This is a genomic window from Streptomyces sp. NPDC007971 (assembly GCF_042958635.1).
In the GTDB taxonomy this organism is placed as follows: domain Bacteria; phylum Actinomycetota; class Actinomycetes; order Streptomycetales; family Streptomycetaceae; genus Streptomyces.
On record NZ_JBIBJK010000032.1, the window covers coordinates 88346 to 88573 of the forward strand.

Consider the following 228-nt stretch of genomic DNA (forward strand, 5'->3'; position numbering starts at 1 on the left):
CGTCACCGGCTTCATCGGGTACTCCGGCTTCACCGGCTTCATCGGAAGCTCAGGCCTGACCGGCTTTCTCGGGTACTCCGGCTTCATCGGAAGCTCGGGCCTCACCGGCTTGTTCGGGTACTCCGGCTTGACGGGCTTCCTCGGGTACTCCGGCTTCACCGGAAGCTCAGGCCTCACCGGCTTCCTCGGGTACTCCGGCTTCACCGGAAGCTCAGGCCTCACCGGCTT

At 64.9% G+C, this 228-nt stretch carries 1 pseudogene; it reads right to left on the reverse strand.

Features of this window, described 5'->3' with window-relative positions:
- Positions 1 to 204, reverse strand: a pseudogene (locus ACFZCP_RS42190) (hypothetical protein); the annotation flags it as partial.
- Positions 205 to 228: the final 24 nt, after the last annotated feature.